Annotated in this window: 17 protein-coding genes and 3 pseudogenes; 11 read left to right on the forward strand and 9 right to left on the reverse strand. The window is 43.4% G+C overall.

Features of this window, described 5'->3' with window-relative positions:
- Nucleotides 1-478: 478 nt before the first annotated feature.
- From QUB08_RS02525 to QUB08_RS02560, 8 genes are all read right to left on the reverse strand, one after another.
- Complete coding sequence (locus QUB08_RS02525; protein ID WP_333223196.1) at nt 479-868, reverse strand: type II toxin-antitoxin system death-on-curing family toxin; 390 nt, start codon at nt 866-868, stop codon at nt 479-481.
- Complete coding sequence (locus tag QUB08_RS02530; protein ID WP_333223198.1) at nt 868-1065, reverse strand: DNA-binding protein; 198 nt, start codon at nt 1063-1065, stop codon at nt 868-870. The genes QUB08_RS02525 and QUB08_RS02530 overlap by 1 nt, the downstream gene beginning before the upstream one ends.
- A gap of 202 nt (nt 1066-1267) precedes the next feature.
- Nucleotides 1268-1438 (reverse strand): ribbon-helix-helix domain-containing protein, encoded by a 171-nt coding sequence (locus QUB08_RS02535; RefSeq protein WP_333223200.1) that lies wholly within the window; start codon nt 1436-1438, stop codon nt 1268-1270.
- 317 nt (nt 1439-1755) lie between these two features.
- The gene (locus QUB08_RS02540; RefSeq protein ID WP_333223202.1) at nt 1756-2307 is read right to left on the reverse strand and encodes a hypothetical protein; all 552 of its coding nucleotides are present in this window, start codon (nt 2305-2307) and stop codon (nt 1756-1758) included.
- Between the two features lie 106 nt (nt 2308-2413).
- Nucleotides 2414-2773 (reverse strand): hypothetical protein, encoded by a 360-nt coding sequence (locus tag QUB08_RS02545; RefSeq protein WP_333223204.1) that lies wholly within the window; start codon nt 2771-2773, stop codon nt 2414-2416.
- Between the two features lie 141 nt (nt 2774-2914).
- Nucleotides 2915-3601 (reverse strand): hypothetical protein, encoded by a 687-nt coding sequence (locus tag QUB08_RS02550; protein WP_333223206.1) that lies wholly within the window; start codon nt 3599-3601, stop codon nt 2915-2917.
- A 7-nt stretch (nt 3602-3608) separates the two neighbouring features.
- The gene (locus QUB08_RS02555; protein ID WP_333223208.1) at nt 3609-4169 is read right to left on the reverse strand and encodes a hypothetical protein; all 561 of its coding nucleotides are present in this window, start codon (nt 4167-4169) and stop codon (nt 3609-3611) included.
- 33 nt (nt 4170-4202) lie between these two features.
- The gene (locus QUB08_RS02560; protein WP_333223210.1) at nt 4203-5279 is read right to left on the reverse strand and encodes a hypothetical protein; all 1077 of its coding nucleotides are present in this window, start codon (nt 5277-5279) and stop codon (nt 4203-4205) included.
- 75 nt (nt 5280-5354) lie between these two features.
- On the opposite strand from QUB08_RS02560, the gene QUB08_RS02565 reads away from it, so the two are divergent.
- The 9 genes and pseudogenes from QUB08_RS02565 (at nt 5355) to QUB08_RS02605 (ending at nt 11252) form a co-directional block, all read left to right on the forward strand.
- A complete protein-coding gene (locus QUB08_RS02565; RefSeq protein WP_333223211.1) occupies nt 5355-5882 on the forward strand; it encodes a helix-turn-helix domain-containing protein in 528 nt (175 codons plus the stop codon).
- Between the two features lie 30 nt (nt 5883-5912).
- Nucleotides 5913-6041 (forward strand): hypothetical protein, encoded by a 129-nt coding sequence (locus QUB08_RS02570; RefSeq protein ID WP_333223213.1) that lies wholly within the window; start codon nt 5913-5915, stop codon nt 6039-6041.
- 184 nt (nt 6042-6225) lie between these two features.
- Nucleotides 6226-6483 carry a type II toxin-antitoxin system ParD family antitoxin gene (locus QUB08_RS02575; RefSeq protein WP_333199092.1) on the forward strand — a complete coding sequence of 86 codons (258 nt, stop codon included), beginning with the start codon at nt 6226-6228 and terminating at the stop codon, nt 6481-6483.
- A 6-nt stretch (nt 6484-6489) separates the two neighbouring features.
- Nucleotides 6490-6792: a type II toxin-antitoxin system RelE/ParE family toxin gene (locus QUB08_RS02580; RefSeq protein WP_333223215.1), complete on the forward strand. Its 303-nt coding sequence runs from the start codon at nt 6490-6492 to the stop codon at nt 6790-6792.
- 12 nt (nt 6793-6804) lie between these two features.
- Complete coding sequence (locus QUB08_RS02585) at nt 6805-6990, forward strand: hypothetical protein (RefSeq protein WP_333223217.1); 186 nt, start codon at nt 6805-6807, stop codon at nt 6988-6990.
- Between the two features lie 400 nt (nt 6991-7390).
- Nucleotides 7391-7909: pseudogene (locus QUB08_RS02590) on the forward strand (GDP-mannose 4,6-dehydratase); the annotation flags it as partial.
- Nucleotides 7892-9247, forward strand: a pseudogene (locus QUB08_RS02595) (LAGLIDADG family homing endonuclease); the annotation flags it as partial. The pseudogenes QUB08_RS02590 and QUB08_RS02595, both read left to right, overlap by 18 nt.
- Nucleotides 9248-9676: pseudogene (locus QUB08_RS02600) on the forward strand (GDP-mannose 4,6-dehydratase); the annotation flags it as partial.
- A gap of 187 nt (nt 9677-9863) precedes the next feature.
- Nucleotides 9864-11252 (forward strand): UDP-glucose/GDP-mannose dehydrogenase family protein, encoded by a 1389-nt coding sequence (locus QUB08_RS02605; RefSeq protein ID WP_333223219.1) that lies wholly within the window; start codon nt 9864-9866, stop codon nt 11250-11252.
- A 105-nt stretch (nt 11253-11357) separates the two neighbouring features.
- On the opposite strand, the gene QUB08_RS02610 is transcribed toward QUB08_RS02605, so the two are convergent.
- The gene (locus QUB08_RS02610; RefSeq protein ID WP_333223221.1) at nt 11358-11828 is read right to left on the reverse strand and encodes a hypothetical protein; all 471 of its coding nucleotides are present in this window, start codon (nt 11826-11828) and stop codon (nt 11358-11360) included.
- 298 nt (nt 11829-12126) lie between these two features.
- On the opposite strand from QUB08_RS02610, the gene QUB08_RS02615 reads away from it, so the two are divergent.
- Nucleotides 12127-12345 (forward strand): helix-turn-helix domain-containing protein, encoded by a 219-nt coding sequence (locus tag QUB08_RS02615; protein ID WP_006632503.1) that lies wholly within the window; start codon nt 12127-12129, stop codon nt 12343-12345.
- A 163-nt stretch (nt 12346-12508) separates the two neighbouring features.
- Nucleotides 12509-16576, forward strand: a complete 4068-nt coding sequence (locus tag QUB08_RS02620; protein WP_333223223.1) for a HEAT repeat domain-containing protein — start codon at nt 12509-12511, stop codon at nt 16574-16576.
- Nucleotides 16577-16801 lie beyond the last annotated feature (225 nt).

Raw genomic sequence — 16801 nt, forward strand, 5'->3', positions numbered from 1 at the left:
AAGATGCCTGTTCCACAAAGACTCAGTTTTCTTGTGGCCTTTTGTCAGGAACAGGCAAGATGCCTGTTCCACAAAGAGTCTGTTTTTTGTAGTTGTTTGCAGTCATCTAGAACAGGCAAGATGCCTGTTCCACAAAGACTCAGTTTTCTTGTGGCCTTTTGTCAGGAACAGGCAAGATGCCTGTTCCACAAAGAGTCTGTTTTTTGTAGTTGTTTGCAGTCATCTAGAACAGGCAAGATGCCTGTTCCACAAAGAGTCTGTTTTCTTGTGGGATGGGCATCTTGCCCGTCCCTGTGGGGGTCCAGAAACTCTTTGTCGGAGTGCGTCCAGGAGTGTTTAAATCCAGATAAATACAAAGAGTTAGGGAAGTTAGATTAAGAGCTATTCCCTACGGGATAACTACGCTTCACGCACTTTTGGGGATTAAGGGCGATCGCACTGTGGCATAATAAAGTTTACTTTTCAGAGCCAGAATTTATCAAATAGAATTAGGAACAATATGACAGCGCAGCCACTCAGTAAATTCATCGCGGGCGATCGCGCTTGATGCGACTTGTAATATAATTTGTTCTTGCTCTTCCACAGGTGCAGAAATCTCAAAGCCATTCAAAACTAGAAAGACTTCCATTGCTGCGTGACCGATGCGTTTGTTACCATCTAAGAAAGGATGATTTTTAATCAAAGCAAATCCAAGGGCTGAAGCTTTTTCGATGATAGTTGGGTAAAGTTCCTCCCCGCCAAACGTCATGCGCGGCTGAGCTAAAGCTGACTCTAAGGCTCCTAAATTAGCGATGCCAAATGCTCCGCCCGACTGCTCGATAATGCGTCGATAAAGTTCTAAGACTTCAGTTAAAGTTAGATAGCGCATTACGCGAGCTTTTGGTAAAGTTCAGCATTTTTTTTGAGGACGTATTCCATAGCATTTTGGAAGGATGCTTCGGGTGGTGCGAGCAAGTTTTCAGCACCCGCAAGCAGTAATGCTTCTAGGGAAACGCCGAGGCGGTTGGCGATTTCTTGGAGCTTGTGCAGGCGATCGTCTGGAATTGTGATAGTAATGGTTTGCATTCTGTTTGTGGCTGTGACGATACTCTGAGTTTAGCATATCTCTTGTTTCAGTTAGACTGAGGTGAGAAAAATGACGCTTACTTTTAATCGAGATAAATACAAAGAGTTAGTGTCTCAGTATCAGCCGATTGGTTAGCCAAGTAGGCGACTTGTTTAGCACTTCTCGATTTAAAAATTAAGCACGATAAATCAAGTTTTAGTTTCAGTCATCTGTTGATTTGAGCTTGCCGGATGCTTTTGCTTGGTCGATCGCCTCTTGAATCAGAAGGTAGACAAAGTTGGAGATTGATCGCTTTTCGAGATCGCACAACTTTGCGAGATCCTTTTTAGCCTGTGTTGGCAAAACCACTGAAATCCGCTCGCTGTCGCTCATGCCTTGCAATCTTTTGGAAGTTTCCCCTATTGTGCCACCTCGCCCGTCCAGCTCGTGCCTGCACAGTCAGATTTATGCTTATTTATGCACACTTATGCTTACTTCGTGACTTTTATAGTTACACAGTCCTGGACGCACGGGTGGCCAGAAACCGGGTTTTTTCACGAAAATCCTTCGCTGTAGTCCACAGATTAAGTAAAAAACCCGGTTTCTTCGATCGTGGTGAGTCCAGGGCTGTTACAGTCAAATTGTCGAGGGCGATCGCACTTTTGGAGATTAAGGGCGATCGCCCTTTTGGAAGTTAAAGTCGATCGCCTTTATGACGAGATAGCCGAAGCAGGCACAATTTTGCCGAGTGGCATCAGAAATTCTTGCTTTTCTTCAGGAGTGATGTAGCCACCATCGATCGCCATTTGCATCAGTTGTTCTACAAATTGTTTTAACTCTGCAATAACTTGAGTTTTATGCAGTTGAAAGTGTTGATTTCGGGATTTGAGGGTAAACTCGTTTGGAGATAAATATCCAAATTCTTTAAAATTACAGCTAATTCGATCGTTGGCTAATGGCTGTAATTCGAGAGTGAGGCAAACACTTTCAACAAATTCTATTTTGATGGGTTTCCCTTGTGATAATTCACTAAGTTTTTGGGGGAGTTCATCTTCTAGTACCATGCAGATATCGGGGTCTAAAAAAACCTTGACTTTTTCTTGACCGATTTCTATTGATACTAAACTATCGCATTCAAAGCAAAATAGTTTTAGCCCTAATTCAAAATGCGAAAGTTCTCCTAATGAGTCATCTGGTGGCTCAGCATATTTTTCGCAATTAGGTGCTTCTATGTGGATTGTAAAATTGCTATATTTATTCATCTTCATCGCTCCTATTTAATGAGGACAGCGTGGCATTATTGAGAACAGGATAAGCAGATTTGAATGTTCCATCTGGTTTCCTTCTAATAAAAGCATGGGTAACATTTTAAATAATTGTTCCATCGGGATAGTGAACTTTACCAATAGAACGCTTAAAATTTATAATATAACAACCGGGGTATTTCGGTGTCACTTGTTCAGCTTTTACCCAGTCTTGAGCATTTAGCCACTGGCCTTGAGGCTGATTTTTGGATGCTGCCCTGCCTCTAAAATTAAGGGGTTTCAATTTTGGGCCGTGATGGCGATCGATATGATCGTAGGCTTTGATGGATTTTGGATTATCCCACTGGGGTTCTATTCCACTGCCTGTCCAGTCACAACCACTTCCTACTTCTATCGTTTGGTCTATTATATCCTGTTCTATAACTTCAGGGGTGTCTTCAGAAGTATCTCTGCCATTATTCAAAATAAGTGGTTTACTGCTAAATGGTATTTGATTTAGGATTGTACCATTAACTCATTTTAGGATTGTGATTTTTTTTCGGTAGATATGGGCGATCGCACTTTTTGGGTGTAAAGGGCGATCGCACTTTGTAGCAACTATTAGCTAGGCGTAATTGACTCGTATTTGTGGAATTACGATCGGACGATATGCGTCAACTGTAACTTCAATTATGCCGAAACCGCCGCGACGGGGTTCAACAGCATCATAGCGAATCCTAACTCCAGTATCCGAGTAATTATTTGGATAATATCTAAAGCTAGTCGAGTCCCAACTCCGCCAATCAGCATAACTAGCGCCCCCTCGCACTCGCGGCAAAACAGATGCTTGTACTTCATCAAAACTCAACCTCTGATGCTCTCGCAAATACATTGCTGCAATAGACATCCCAATAGAAGCCGCACCAGAAAAGGCTGACATAGTTGGTCTATCGTATTCTATTCGAGGAAAAGCGAGGACAGCATTCTTGCCTAAAGACTCGCGGCGTTCCGAGCCGACTACTACAGTATATTGAGGACTCCTAACTTCAGCTACAGCCACATTTGTAAACTGTCTTTCCAGAAATTCACGTTGCGCTAACTGCACTTCTAAGCGTTTGTCAAACCATTGTTGATTTCGGTGTTGGAAAAACGAAAAAGCACCTCTGCCCAATCCTCCCAAAACAAGGCGTAACAGAGGATTAGCTAATAAGAATAAAAAAGCATCGGCTTTTTGGGGATTGTGCAAACCTAAGTTGACAATAAATGAAGTGCTACCTAATGCGCTGTATTGAATAAATTTTCTGCGATTCATAAATTTATTACTCTAAAATGTCTTGATAAAAGTAAATAGCTGGACAACTGCTTGACCTTTCTGAGGGTCTTTTACACTCTCCTTCTAAAGCAATACTACGAACGTTCGTGACATTGATAGGCCAGAGTAGTTTCTCTCCGAACGTTACATCTTTGTACCCAGCAAAGTTTCCATCTTTGTAGATTGATAAGCGAACTAAAGCTCCTTTAGAAACATTATCAGGTAGACCAAAAGCAAGAGTTAAAGTTTTGAATCTCGGCTTTTCTCCTGGTGCAGCCAATCTACAAGCTACCTGAACCGGACGGTCATAAATCCATCTGGCGTTTCCCAGATAAGCGACAGCCCTATAAATTTCAAGCCCTATAGGAATATCTTCATTTATGGCATCATAAACTCCTCCTTTTATTTGCTGACACTTCATCTCACCTAAAGAACCAGCCCCACGCGGTCGCTGCCTTTGAGCTTGTACTAAATCTGTCGCCAAAGCTAGGACTGCGACAGTGAGGAAGCCAGATATCAAGCGTTGCATCTTGGTCATTTTTGTGTGTTGAAATTTTAGCTTATTCATAACCTGTTTTTAGATCTATCTAAATTTTAGAATTTACCTACTTGCTGAGAATGTCAAATTTACCTGGCGAGCATCTGAAGTGACAGACCATCTTTTCCACTCAAACATATTATTGTTAAAGTGCATAGGAGAGCCATTGGCTGTTTTCACAATTAGTGGATAAGAATTGGAGCCATAACCATCACCTGTTTTTAGATCGATATAAGTTCCAGTAGAGGTACATTTCGGAATTATAGCGATTCCCCAAATTATTCTGACTTTATCGGCACAATTAACTGTAATTGTTTTCACTGGTTCACTGGTCAATCGTCTTACCATTAAGTTATAAGTTGGTGCTTCATCTGATGAAGAATTCCTCTTCGGTAATTCAAGCAAAAGTTCTCCGCTCGGACCAATTAATTCAAATTTGTTATCACCAATGCTGGCTTCATACCAACTGGTACTATAATTTTTAGATTTTGCTAGAGCAATGCTTGAAAGCAGACACTCTCCAAATTCTAAGTCTATATACTTTCCGGCTGGCTTTTCTCGACATTTAATAGTGATCGCTTTAAAATCCGATGATGAAGTAATTAGGGATTCGTCAGGAGTAGAGGTTGGTTGAGGCGTAGTAGGGGCTACTGGAGTTTGACCGCTCTTTGCGGCTATCACAGTAGGCTGTCCTATACTTCCACTTATTCCCACTTTCGCGCTCATAAATTCTTTGAACTGATTAGCGCGTTCATTTCCTATAAATGATGCTACCTGTATTTCATCTTTTCCTGTAGCTTCCCTAACCTTTTTAATAGCGTCCCGGCAAAAATTTGATTTGACTTGAGTTAACTTTTCCTCACTGTATTCCAGAAATACCGGATACAAACTTACCGGATAAACTTTCTGGTCATCTGGCAATTTATCACCGCAAGCATCAAGAGGAAATGAAACACTTTCAAACGGATTGGGCGCTTGTGTAGAAGCAGTAGTGGGCGTCGGAGCTGGAGTAGGTGTAGGAACTTGACTTGAAACAGTATTAGGATTACTTGTATTCTCAAAGCCACTGCATCCAGATACCAAAACCAGCAGAATTACTGAAATTTTACCTACAACTGTAATATGGTTTTGGTAGTTCATTTCACATAGGTGCTACACACTCTACTAATAATAACCTAGCCAATCTCAGCTTTTATCTGACACTCATCAGTAATTATGTTAGACTTTCATCAGGAAATTTTACCCCACTCCCCTATGCCGCCAGCCGACGAGCAATTTACCGAAGCCGCGAACTACTGGGACTTAGAAACTCTGTACGCAGACCTAGCCTCAGCCAAGGGAAAACGCCTCACCCCAATGGAAAAACGACACCTTCGCGGTCTACTCTGCGGTTATAGTCCCTCTGAAATCGCCGAAAAGCTCCAAAAAACCCCCAAGGGAGTTGAAACTGACCTATGCGCTACCTTATATAAGTACGTTAAAAGTCTGGTGGGTAAAGGCATTGAAAAGATAGAAAACTGGAGAAATATTACAGAATGGCTGGAGGATGCTGGATATAAAACTCAGTCGTCTGCTAAATTGCCAGTCAGTAATTTGTTACCTGAAAATAGTGTAGTTAATATAAGTAATATAAGTATTGAGAAAAATCAAATAGTAATTGTTTTCAAGCTGCAAATACCTACTTCACCAGATTCAGAACTCTCAATACAAAATCTCGACATCAACGATAACAACGGTAACTAAAATTTTGCCACAATTCAACAGATTGGTAGCGTGAAGCGACTAAAATCAGGAAGTGCGATCGCACCTTTACCCGATCGCGCGGGACGATCGCACACTGCATTTCTCACAAAAGGGCGATCGCGCTTCTATTGTGCTATGATTCGATCGGAGCATCAGTGACTAAAAACAATAGCAAGAATTACCATTCAAATTCGCGACGAACTAGCGATTGCGATCGATAAATAGTAGTAGGTATTGCTAGTGCAACGTAACGCATCACTCATAGAATAGAATAGAATAGAATAGAGACAAACGTGCAATCCCCCCGAACTGCAATAAAACAATAGCCAGCCGATCTTTACCTATGAGTATCACCCTCACCCCCGAACAAGAACAACTCATCCAAGCCCAACTCGCTAGCGGGCGCTATACCAACGTTACCGAAATCATTGCTGACGCGCTACGGCTGCTGGAAAAACGCGATCGATACAATCGCTGGGTAGAAGAAGTTTGCGCCAAAATCGATATCGCCGCCACACAACTCGATCGCGGTGAAGGAGTGGATGGTGAAACGGCGATCGCTCAAATTAGAGCCAAATTTCACAAAGCTCGATCGGTATAATCCCTGATGAGCCAATATATCATCTCACCTGAAGCGATTCGCGACCTTGACGAAATCGCAGACTATTTCGTCGCACGCAACGTTGAAGCAGGCGAACGATTCATCGATGAATTCACTAAAAAATGCCGCTACTTGACACAATTTCCTCTGATGGGACGCACTTATAGTCAACTTCGCCCCTACTTGCGCGGTATTCCTGTGCAAAACTACATTATCTTTTACCGCATCGCGAACGATGGAATTGAAATTATGAGAATTATCAGAGGCGATCGGGATTTAGAAGCTTTTTTTGAAGAGAATGGAGCATAGGTTAGGAATCAAATGACTGAAGAAGAACTCCTTAAGTTATATGAAAAAATTGATGCAGGTGTGAAAGTAGCAATTGCCGAAGCATATGAAAAACAATGCAGACTAGGACAATCAATTAGTATCTGGCGTGACGGTAAAATCGTGACTTTAACTGCTGCTGAGATTCCACCAAGAGCAGACAGCGATACTGCTTTTTAGCCTTGAGAAATCTGGTTGTTTACGGACATACTTCATTGACGCTTTAACAGTCGCGAACAACCCGGTTTTTTGGGTATTTATGCGTAAACCCTTACATAACTAAACACAGAAGCTAGCGCATAACAAACAACCAATAATCATTAACTCAAAACAGAATTATTGTCAACAGTATTTTTTCGGAAAAATTGAAACTTAAATAAAAATTGCTACTGACATTTGCGAATTATAGCACTTTGTTCAAAGTATTTGCAAATGCTAAGTTAATTAAAGATTTTATAAAAGTGACGCATAAGTCTTTACATTGTCGATCGCAATTTTGTTATTCTATTAGAAAGTTTCATTCGAGCGACTGAATTTTTGTACCACAGTCCTACCCCTAAACAGAACGGCAGTTTCCACAATGAGAATTTTAGTCACAGGCGGTGCGGGTTTCCTCGGTTCCCACCTAATCGATCGCTTAATGGCCCAAGGACAGGAGGTAGTCTGCCTGGATAATTTTTACACCGGGACTAAACGCAATATCCTCAAATGGCTGGACAACCCGTATTTTGAGCTGATCCGCCACGACATCACGGAACCGATTCGGTTAGAGGTAGATCAGATTTACCATCTGGCTTGTCCCGCTTCCCCCATACACTATCAGTACAACCCTGTCAAGACCATTAAAACAAACGTCATCGGCACGATGAATATGTTGGGATTGGCTAAACGGGTAAAAGCAAGATTCTTTCTCGCTTCCACTTCCGAAGTGTACGGAGATCCTGACGTACATCCGCAAACAGAAGATTATCGCGGCAACGTTAATTGTATCGGAATTCGGAGCTGTTATGATGAAGGCAAGCGAGTAGCTGAAACCTTATCTTTTGATTACCACCGTCAAAATGGTGTAGACATTCGAGTTGTGCGAATTTTTAACAGTTTGACAGGCGATCAAAAAGTTCTCTATTACAAAGCAGATCGACTTTATTACGAAACATTTGAGGAATGCTACAGCCGGATCGGAGGTGACATATCAAATGTTTCAGTTCCTTGCTTTGACGAACAGGGAAAAATGCGCTTAAAACCAATCTCGGCAATTTGGAAACACAAAGTGACGAAGAAAGGGTATAAAATTGCAACAACCTGGGGCAAACAAGTAAAAATTACTGAAGACCACAGTTTGTTTACTCGCGACAACCAAGGGTTGCCTCAAGCCGTATTTGGCAAAGACTTAAAGGTTGGGGATGATGTAGCTGTTCCCAGTTACATTCCTTTTATTGATCGTCCCTTGGAACCTTTTTACATCAGCGATAAAGTTAATGCACCAGGGCTGTGGGTAATCAGCGAGGATGCGATCGCATACTTAGAAAAATTCCGAGAGCAGATATATGGATATTTCGCTCGAAAAGGAATCAGCAATCGCCAATACTTCAGCACCATCAAAAAATACGAAGCAGGCAACAAAATTCCCTGGCAACTTTGGCAAGAATTGGGATTGCCTTTGACCCAAAAAGACAAAATAGCTGGCTATCAATCCGTCAAAGCAATCAACAATTACATCAAAAATGTCAGTGATTTCCTGTGGTTTTTGGGATTTTACTTAGCAGAAGGCTGTTTGGTTCATACAGAAAAAGACCGCCAGCTCGTATTTAGCTCAAATGTCAAATATGTGGAAAAGCTGATCCGGGTGACGCGAGAGTTATTTGGCTGCGAGTGTGAAATCAGATTTGACAAAGAGGAGAAAAGAGCGCCATCGGTTAACGTCAGGTCAAAAATAATAGTCGATCTAGTTGTCAATTTTTTGGGGTTTGGCAAACAATTAAGCACCAAAAAAGATATACCCAATTGGATTTTGCAACTTCCCAAAGAACAGTTAGTTCACTTTTTACACGGTTTCTGGGAAGGCGACGGGAATCACGACGCGAAAACAACGGGTTCGCTGCTAGTGTTTAACAGTTCCAGCCAAAAAATCATTGAAAAACTGGTGCTAATTCTAGCTAAATTCGGGATAGTTGGAAGTGTGTCGGAATTCGAGACAACAGTCAGAAAAGGAGACAGCGAAAAATACAAGTCTTACCGGATAACGGTTCAAGGGTTGCACGAGTACAGCATTCTCAATCTTGCTAATGCTAAACAAAAACTGCAAGCTAAAATCACAGGGGATTTAGCTTGGGCAAAAGTTAAAGCCATAGAAGAGTTTGAAATCGATGAGGATGTATACGACTTTTCTGTTCCCGACGGAGAGAATTTTGTAGGAGGTACTTACTGCGTTTGCTGTCATAATACCTATGGCCCCCGGATGTTGGAAAATGACGGCAGAGTAGTGAGCAATTTTATTGCTCAAGCTTTGCGAAACGAACCGCTGACTGTATACGGCGACGGTTCCCAAACACGGAGTTTTTGCTACGTTTCTGATTTGGTGGAAGGATTCATTCGTTTGATGAATAGCGACAAAATCGGGCCGATGAATTTGGGTAATCCCGACGAATACACTATATTGGAACTGGCACAAAAAATTCAAAACACGATTAATCCAGGGGCAGAAATTATCTTTAAACCGCTGCCGGAAGACGATCCAAAACAGCGACAACCGGATATTACTCGTGCTAAAACTTGGTTGGGGTGGGAGCCAACTGTGCCGCTGGATCAAGGTTTAGAGTTGACTATAAAGGATTTTCGCGATCGCATTGAGGGAAACCAAAAGTAGAGACTGGGGATTTGTAGGGGCAAACCCCCCGTGGTTGCCCTCGCTAGGGGTAGGCACGGGGAGTAGGGGTAGCACTACCCCTACAAGCTGTTTTTTCCTTCTCTCCTAGATAACTAAAGCCTTCTCCCTTCTTCCTTCTTCTTTCAACATCCCATCTGATTTTTTTACTAGCTTTGAGGAGATTTCTATGCAGGTTTGTGTCATCGGTACAGGATATGTTGGCTTAGTCACCGGCACTTGTTTGGCCCACATCGGCCACCACGTGATTTGCGTAGACAACAACGAAGAAAAAGTTAAATTAATGAAGTCGGGACAGTCGCCTATTTTTGAGCCAGGACTGTCTGAATTAATGTCCTCTGCATCTGCATCTGGCAATCTAGAATTTACTTCGGATTTAGCAGCAGGAGTGTCTCACGGGGATATTTTGTTTATTGCCGTGGGGACGCCTCCTTTGCCTACAGGGGAAAGCGATACTCGCTACGTGGAAGCGGTTGCTCGTGGAATTGGAGCTCACCTCGACGGCGATTACAAAGTAATCGTAAACAAATCGACAGTGCCCATCGGTTCGGGAGATTGGGTGCGAAGAATTGTACTAGACGGTTTGGCGGAACGTCAAAAACCTCACAGCGGTGATGGCGCTACTGGTGAGGAAGTAGCAGCAAAAACAGGTGTTCAATTTGATGTGGTTAGCAACCCGGAGTTTTTGCGGGAGGGCTGTGCTGTTTTCGATACTTTTAATCCCGATCGCATTGTTCTCGGTAGCAACTCTCGGCGGGCTATGGATATGATGCTACAGTTATATCGGCCGATTGTCGATCGCAAGTTTGCAGAAAATCAGTCTTTGCCGGAAGTTCCTGTGGTGATGACTGATATCAGTTCAGCGGAGATGATTAAGTACGCAGCTAATGCTTTTTTGGCTACGAAGATTAGCTTTATTAATGAAGTTGCTAACATTTGCGATCGTGTCGGCGCAGATGTTACTCAAGTTGCCCGAGGTATCGGTTTAGATTCACGGATTGGCAACAAGTTTCTGCAAGCTGGCATTGGTTGGGGCGGTTCTTGTTTCCCTAAAGATGTCTCAGCTTTAGTTCACACTGCAGACGATTACGGTTACGAGGCGCATTTGTTGAAAGCGGCGGTGGAAGTTAACGAACGCCAGCGGTTGATTGCTATTGAAAAGTTGCAGCACGTTTTGAAGATTCTCAAAGGTAAAACAGTCGGACTTTTGGGTTTAACATTCAAGCCGGATACTGACGATTTGCGGGATGCTCCAGCGCTGAATTTAATCGAGAATTTGAATCGGTTGGGAGCGAAAGTTAAAGCTTACGATCCGATTGTTTCTCAAACTGGGATGCGTCACGGTTTGTCGGGAGTGCTGGTAGAAACCGATGCAGAAAGACTGGCTGATGGTTGCGATGCTTTGGTGTTGGTGACTGACTGGGAACAGTTTCGTAATTTAGATTACGAGAAAATGGCGAAGTTGATGAATCATCCGGTGATGATTGATGGCCGCAATTTCTTAGACAAGAAGGCTTTAGAAGCGGCTGGTTTCCAATATGTGGGGATTGGAAGGTAAAGAAGATTTTTGATCAGAACCTCTATCCCGTAGGGTGCGCTTCGGCGCACCTTACATTTATCTTGCTGGTGGCCAACAATTGCGGGTTTACCCGCCCCGCCTGCTTTAAAAATTCTCCATCAATGCTTTTTCTTGAGCGTAAACATCTCGTAGCTGTTGCAGCGCTGAGGCAGAAATTACCGATTTCACTGTAGCGACTAATTTACCCCACTCAAGCAAGCTGTCCACTGAAACAGCCGCTTTGAAGTTGTACGTATAGAATTTAGTCCAAAATTCAGGTGCTTGTGTCCGTTTCCAGCGTTTGTACCATGCGACAAAATCTTGAACACAGGGCGGTTTTACTTCTAGGATTGGCGGAAAATCGGCGTAGCTGACAAATCGACTGAGGCCTTTGGCATGAACATACACCACGTTGTGGCAGCAATCGATCCGGTATATCTGTTCGGGTGATATGTTGAACAGGAGTGCCACTGTTTCTTCGGTGACAAATCTCGATCGCGGATTGACGATCGACGATTTGTGAATAATTTTTGATTCGCCGATCTCTGACGATCTTAGCTGATTTTCTGATATCATTGTAGTTGCATCTGGTGGTAGTAGGTAAATCTATCTCTGCTAAGTGCGATAGACAGCAATAATCGGTCGGGATTAATTTTAACTGGCGATCGTCTTTAGTTTCGTTGACTCCGCCGCAAAACGGAGACAAGCCCCGACTTATGCCATGAGAGGCGCAAAGTTTTAGACCAACGTTCAAGCTCCCAGATTCATCTTTAGAGTCAATCTAAAATCTAAAATCTAAAATCTAAAATCGAATGACCGGGGCGATCGCTTTTTGATATATTATACTAAATCCAAAATTTTGTAAATAGTGAATATGAGCAAAGGCTTAGTCAGGTTGCGGGTTCGAGAGTTGGCTGCCGAGAAGGGATGGACGCTCAAGGAAGTTGCGGAGCGATCGGGCGTGGGCTACAGTACCATTAGCAATTATGCCCGTTCTCAGGGGATGGCAATGGTTGACTTTGCAGCAGTCCACAAGCTGGCTCGCACTTTTGATGTGATGATTGAGGATTTCGTGGTAATCCTAGAAAAATAGTTGGAGGTTTTGCTTAAATTCTAATGTGGTAGGGATCGACTTTTGATGTGAGGATCGAAGTTTTGATGTGATGATTTTAGCAATTGTCGATCGCCCGTAACCAAAGTCGATCGCCTACAATCAAACTAAACCCCTTCGAGCCTAAAATTAGGAGAACCGTCAAATGCTAGATGCAGCGCTACTATTGGGAGGGCTTTTCACCGTCGTGTGGCAAGCCATCGTGGGGACTCAAGCCAATGATGCAGCAAAGCACCTCTGTTTGACTGGGATAAAAAAATTATCACAAAACGGAAAACTTGTCAATCACGATTTAGAAAAAGCGCTAAAAACTTCTTTCCTGAAAGCTCAACACCAAATCGCCTCAGAATGTCATAAAGAATTGGTTGAGCCATCTCGCAGGGCTTCTAAAGGAATCGTTATTTACTTACCTCAACACCGTCCTTATTTAGAATGGCTAGATAAGAAGATTAAGCAGTTAAAAACAGAATTAGAAAAGGTTGATAAAGAAACAGTCCCGTCTGGGATTCCGATTGCAGGTTTAGATGAGATTGAATTGCTGCTGACTGCCACAGATGAGTTAAAGCAGAATCGGGTTGAAGCAGTTAAGCAAAAACTGCTGGAAGTTGCCCTGGAAAATTGCGATGTCACACTTTACAAAACTAAGTTAGAGCAAGATTTATTGCCCTTGGTAGCTGCATACTTTGCTCGGGAAATCAAGGAAAATGAAAAGGTTTTTCAGATATTTACCGGGCAAACTTTAACGCGGATTGATATCAGAACCCAAGAAATGTATGCTTGGCTTGAGGAGATAGTGGAAAAGAGCCGCATTGCTTACGTGCCGATTGACTGGCAGGCTATTTGCCAGCAGATATTAGACGAGAAAGAACAGCAGCGACTTAGTAGCAATCAGCTAACCTTTGGCAACCATCAAATAGATGATGTTTATGTACCGCTGGGATTGGTGGAACGGCAGAAAGTGACTCAGCGACGCGAGGATGTTGCGGCTGAGGAAGGTTCGGATTTGTACCGGGAAAAAGAAGTTACTCAAACATTTGAACACAGCGAGTTTCTCGAACAAGTGCTGCGGCAAGGAAGTAGCCAGAAAAGCAATGGCAAGCGGTTAGGAATTATTGGGGAACCGGGGGCGGGAAAAACAACCCTGTTGCGGCAGATTGCGAATTGGGTAGCGGCTGAAATTTCGGAGGCGATTGTAATTTGGGTATCCTTGGCGGATTTGCAGGGAAAGGAATTAGAAACCTATTTATTTGATAGTTGGCTGCTGGCGGCTATTAAGAGGGTTGGGAAGGCTGAGGCGACGGCGGATATTAAGGATGATTTTTTGGCACAGTTTAATGCTGAGCGGGTTTGGTTGGTGTTGGATGGGGCGGATGAGATGGCTGCGGGTGATGGGAATCCTTTGGCGGAAATTCAGCGGCAAATTAGAACGGGCGGCTGTATTCAAAGGGCGCGAATTGTGCTAAGTTGTCGGCAGAATGTTTGGGATGCGATCGGCTCTGCGTTGGATACTTTTGATACTTATCGCACTCTGGAGTTTTCCTATCCCGAACAAGTCGAAATGTTTATCGATAAATGGTTTTCAACCCTCGCTAACCCGCAGTTTGGAACCCCCCCTAACCCCCCCTTGGTAAGGGGGGGGACAAGAGAAGATGGGGAAAGTATTGATCGGTTTGGAACCCCCCCTAACCCCCCCTTGGTAAGGGGGGGGACAAGAGAAGATGAGAGTACAGAATTAGATGAAACTCTTACTCCCCCCTTAGCAAGGGGGGCTGGGGGGGTGCTTTCTCAACAGCTACGGGAAGCATTAGCAGCATCGGGGAAAGAGCGAATCCGAGATTTAGTGAAAAATCCCCTGAGATGTTCGCTATTGTGCGGCACTTGGCAGTCGTTGGATGGGGATTTACCGGATACTAAGGCGAAGCTTTATCAGCGGTTTGTGACAACTTTTTATCAGTGGAAAAAACCGCGCCTGAATAGGATTCAGCAGCAAGATTTGAATGCGGCTTTGGGGAAATTGGCACTTTCAGGGATGTTAAATGAAACGGATCGGTTTCAGTTGCGAGAAAGTGTGGGATATCGGGTGATGGGTGCATCGCAGTTTGAGTTGGCTTGTCGTTTGGGTTGGCTGAATTTAGTCGCGAGAGATGTGGAGACGGCGGAGGGGATTTATGCTTTTTACCATCCGACGTTTCAGGAATATTTTGCTGCGTTTGCGGTTGAGGATTGGCACTTTTTCTTGAATCACTTTCCTAAGAATCCGCAACATCCTGATGCTAGATATCGCATTTTTGAGAAGCAGTGGAAAGAGGTTATTTTGCTGTGGTTGGGGCGTGAGGAGGTTGGGAAGGAGGAAAAGGAAGCGTTTATTAAGGCGTTGGTTAAGTTTAAGGTTGGGTGGGATAAATTTTATGGATATCGGGCATATTTTCTAGCGGCTGCGGGGATTGCTGAGTTTAAGGATTGTAGTCTTGCTGATGAGATTGTGTCGCAGATTGTTATTTGGGGATTTGGTTATTTTAATAAGCAAAAACAGGATTGGCGGACATTTCTCGATCCAATTGTCGATAGAGCAAGGGAAGTTCTGAAAGAGACGGATCGGGAAAAGGCGGGTTCCGCTTTAGTTGAGTTAATCCGCAATTCAGGTGATGAATATACCCGGAGGGAAGCGACAAGAAGTTTGGGGGAAATCCGCAAAAATTGCCCAGACACGATCGCCGCTTTAGTCGAATTAATCAATACTTCTCAGGATGAAGTTACTCGGTGGCAAGCGGCAGATATCTTGGGTAAAATTGATAAAGATAGCCCAGTAGCGATCGCCACTTTAGTCGAGTTACTCCGCAAGTCAGTTGAGGAAAAGACCGGGAAGCGAGTGGCATATAGCTTGGGGAAAATAGGCAAAGATAGCCCAGAAGCGATTGCAGCTTTAGTAGAACTAATCCGCAATTCAGTTGATAACCATTTCTACCCGCATTTCTGTCGGTATAACGTACCTACCTGTATAATATTGGCATATAGCTTAGTGAAAATAGGGAAAAATAATCCAGTTGCGATCGCCGCTTTAGTCGAGTTAATTCGCACTTCAGATCATAAAGTTACCCAAGAGCGAGCGGCAGAAATTTTAGGTAGGATAGACAAAGATAACCCGGTAGCGATCGAAACTTTATTGCAGTCAATCCGCAACTGCAGTCCTAAAGATACTCGTTATCAAGCAGCAGAAAAATTAGCAAGAATCGGCAAAAATAACCCAGTTGCGATCTCCGCTTTAGTCGAGTTAATCCGCAAGTCAGGTAATAAAAAAGTTACCCGGTGGCGAGCGGCAGAATGCTTAGGGAAAATAGATAAAGATAACCCAGTTGCAATCAGCGCTTTAGTCGAGTTAACCCGTAATTCCAATGAAAAGACCCGGTGGTCAGCGGCAGATAGCTTAGGTAAAATAGGCAAAAATAACCCAATTGCGATCGCCGCTTTAGTCGAGTTAATCCGCAATTCAGGTGATGAAAGAACCCGGTGTCGAGCGATAAAAAGCTTAGGGAAAATAGGCAAAAATAACCCAGAGGCAATCTTCGGTTTAGTCGAGTTGCTCGGTACTTCTCAAGGTGAATATACCCAGCTTCAAGCGGTATCTAGCTTAGGGGAAATAGATAACAATAACCCAGTTGCGATCTCCACTTTAGTCGAGTTGCTCGGCACTTTGCAGAATGCTTATCATCTGTGGGAATTGGGAAATAGATTAAAAAAAATAGGCAAAAATAACCCAGTTGCGATTGCCGCTTTCGTCGAGTTAATCCGCACTTCAGGTGATGAAGATACCCGGCTTCAAGCGGCAGAATTTTTGGAAAAAATAGACAACAATAACCCAGTTGCGATCGCCACCTTAGTCGAGTTAATCCGCAATTCAGGTAATCCAGATACCCTGTGTCGAGCGGCATCTAGCTTAGGTAAAATAGACATAGGTAACTCAGTTGCGAGCGCGACTTTAATAGAGTTGATTCCTAATTATCACCCTAAATCTTCTATTTTTGACCCGGCAGATAGCTTACTGAAAATCATGAAAGGTAAACACTTCGCCACCGCAGTTTCAGGTTTAAAAAAATGCCTAACTTCGGAAATCTACAAAAATGATTTTGGTCGGAATGAAAGATGTCACGGAGTCATCTGGGAGTGTGCCGAAAATATGACTTACCCCGACTTTTATCAAGCATGGCACGCTTAACCCACCGCTGGAATTGCCGTTAACAGGTTTTCCGGTGGATGGAGATGATTTGTTGAATGCGGTGCAGGATTGGATTGGGGGGATTGGTTGGTGATATTGGGGCCGGACACGGCAGTGCCGTTTCCCTACGGATATATTACAAAAATGTACGATCGAACATCACCTATTATTGGATCGAATACGGCCGGACACGGCAGTACCGTTTCCCTACGGATATATTACAAG

Source organism: Microcoleus sp. BR0-C5 (genome assembly GCF_036705045.1).
GTDB lineage: Bacteria > Cyanobacteriota > Cyanobacteriia > Cyanobacteriales > Microcoleaceae > Microcoleus.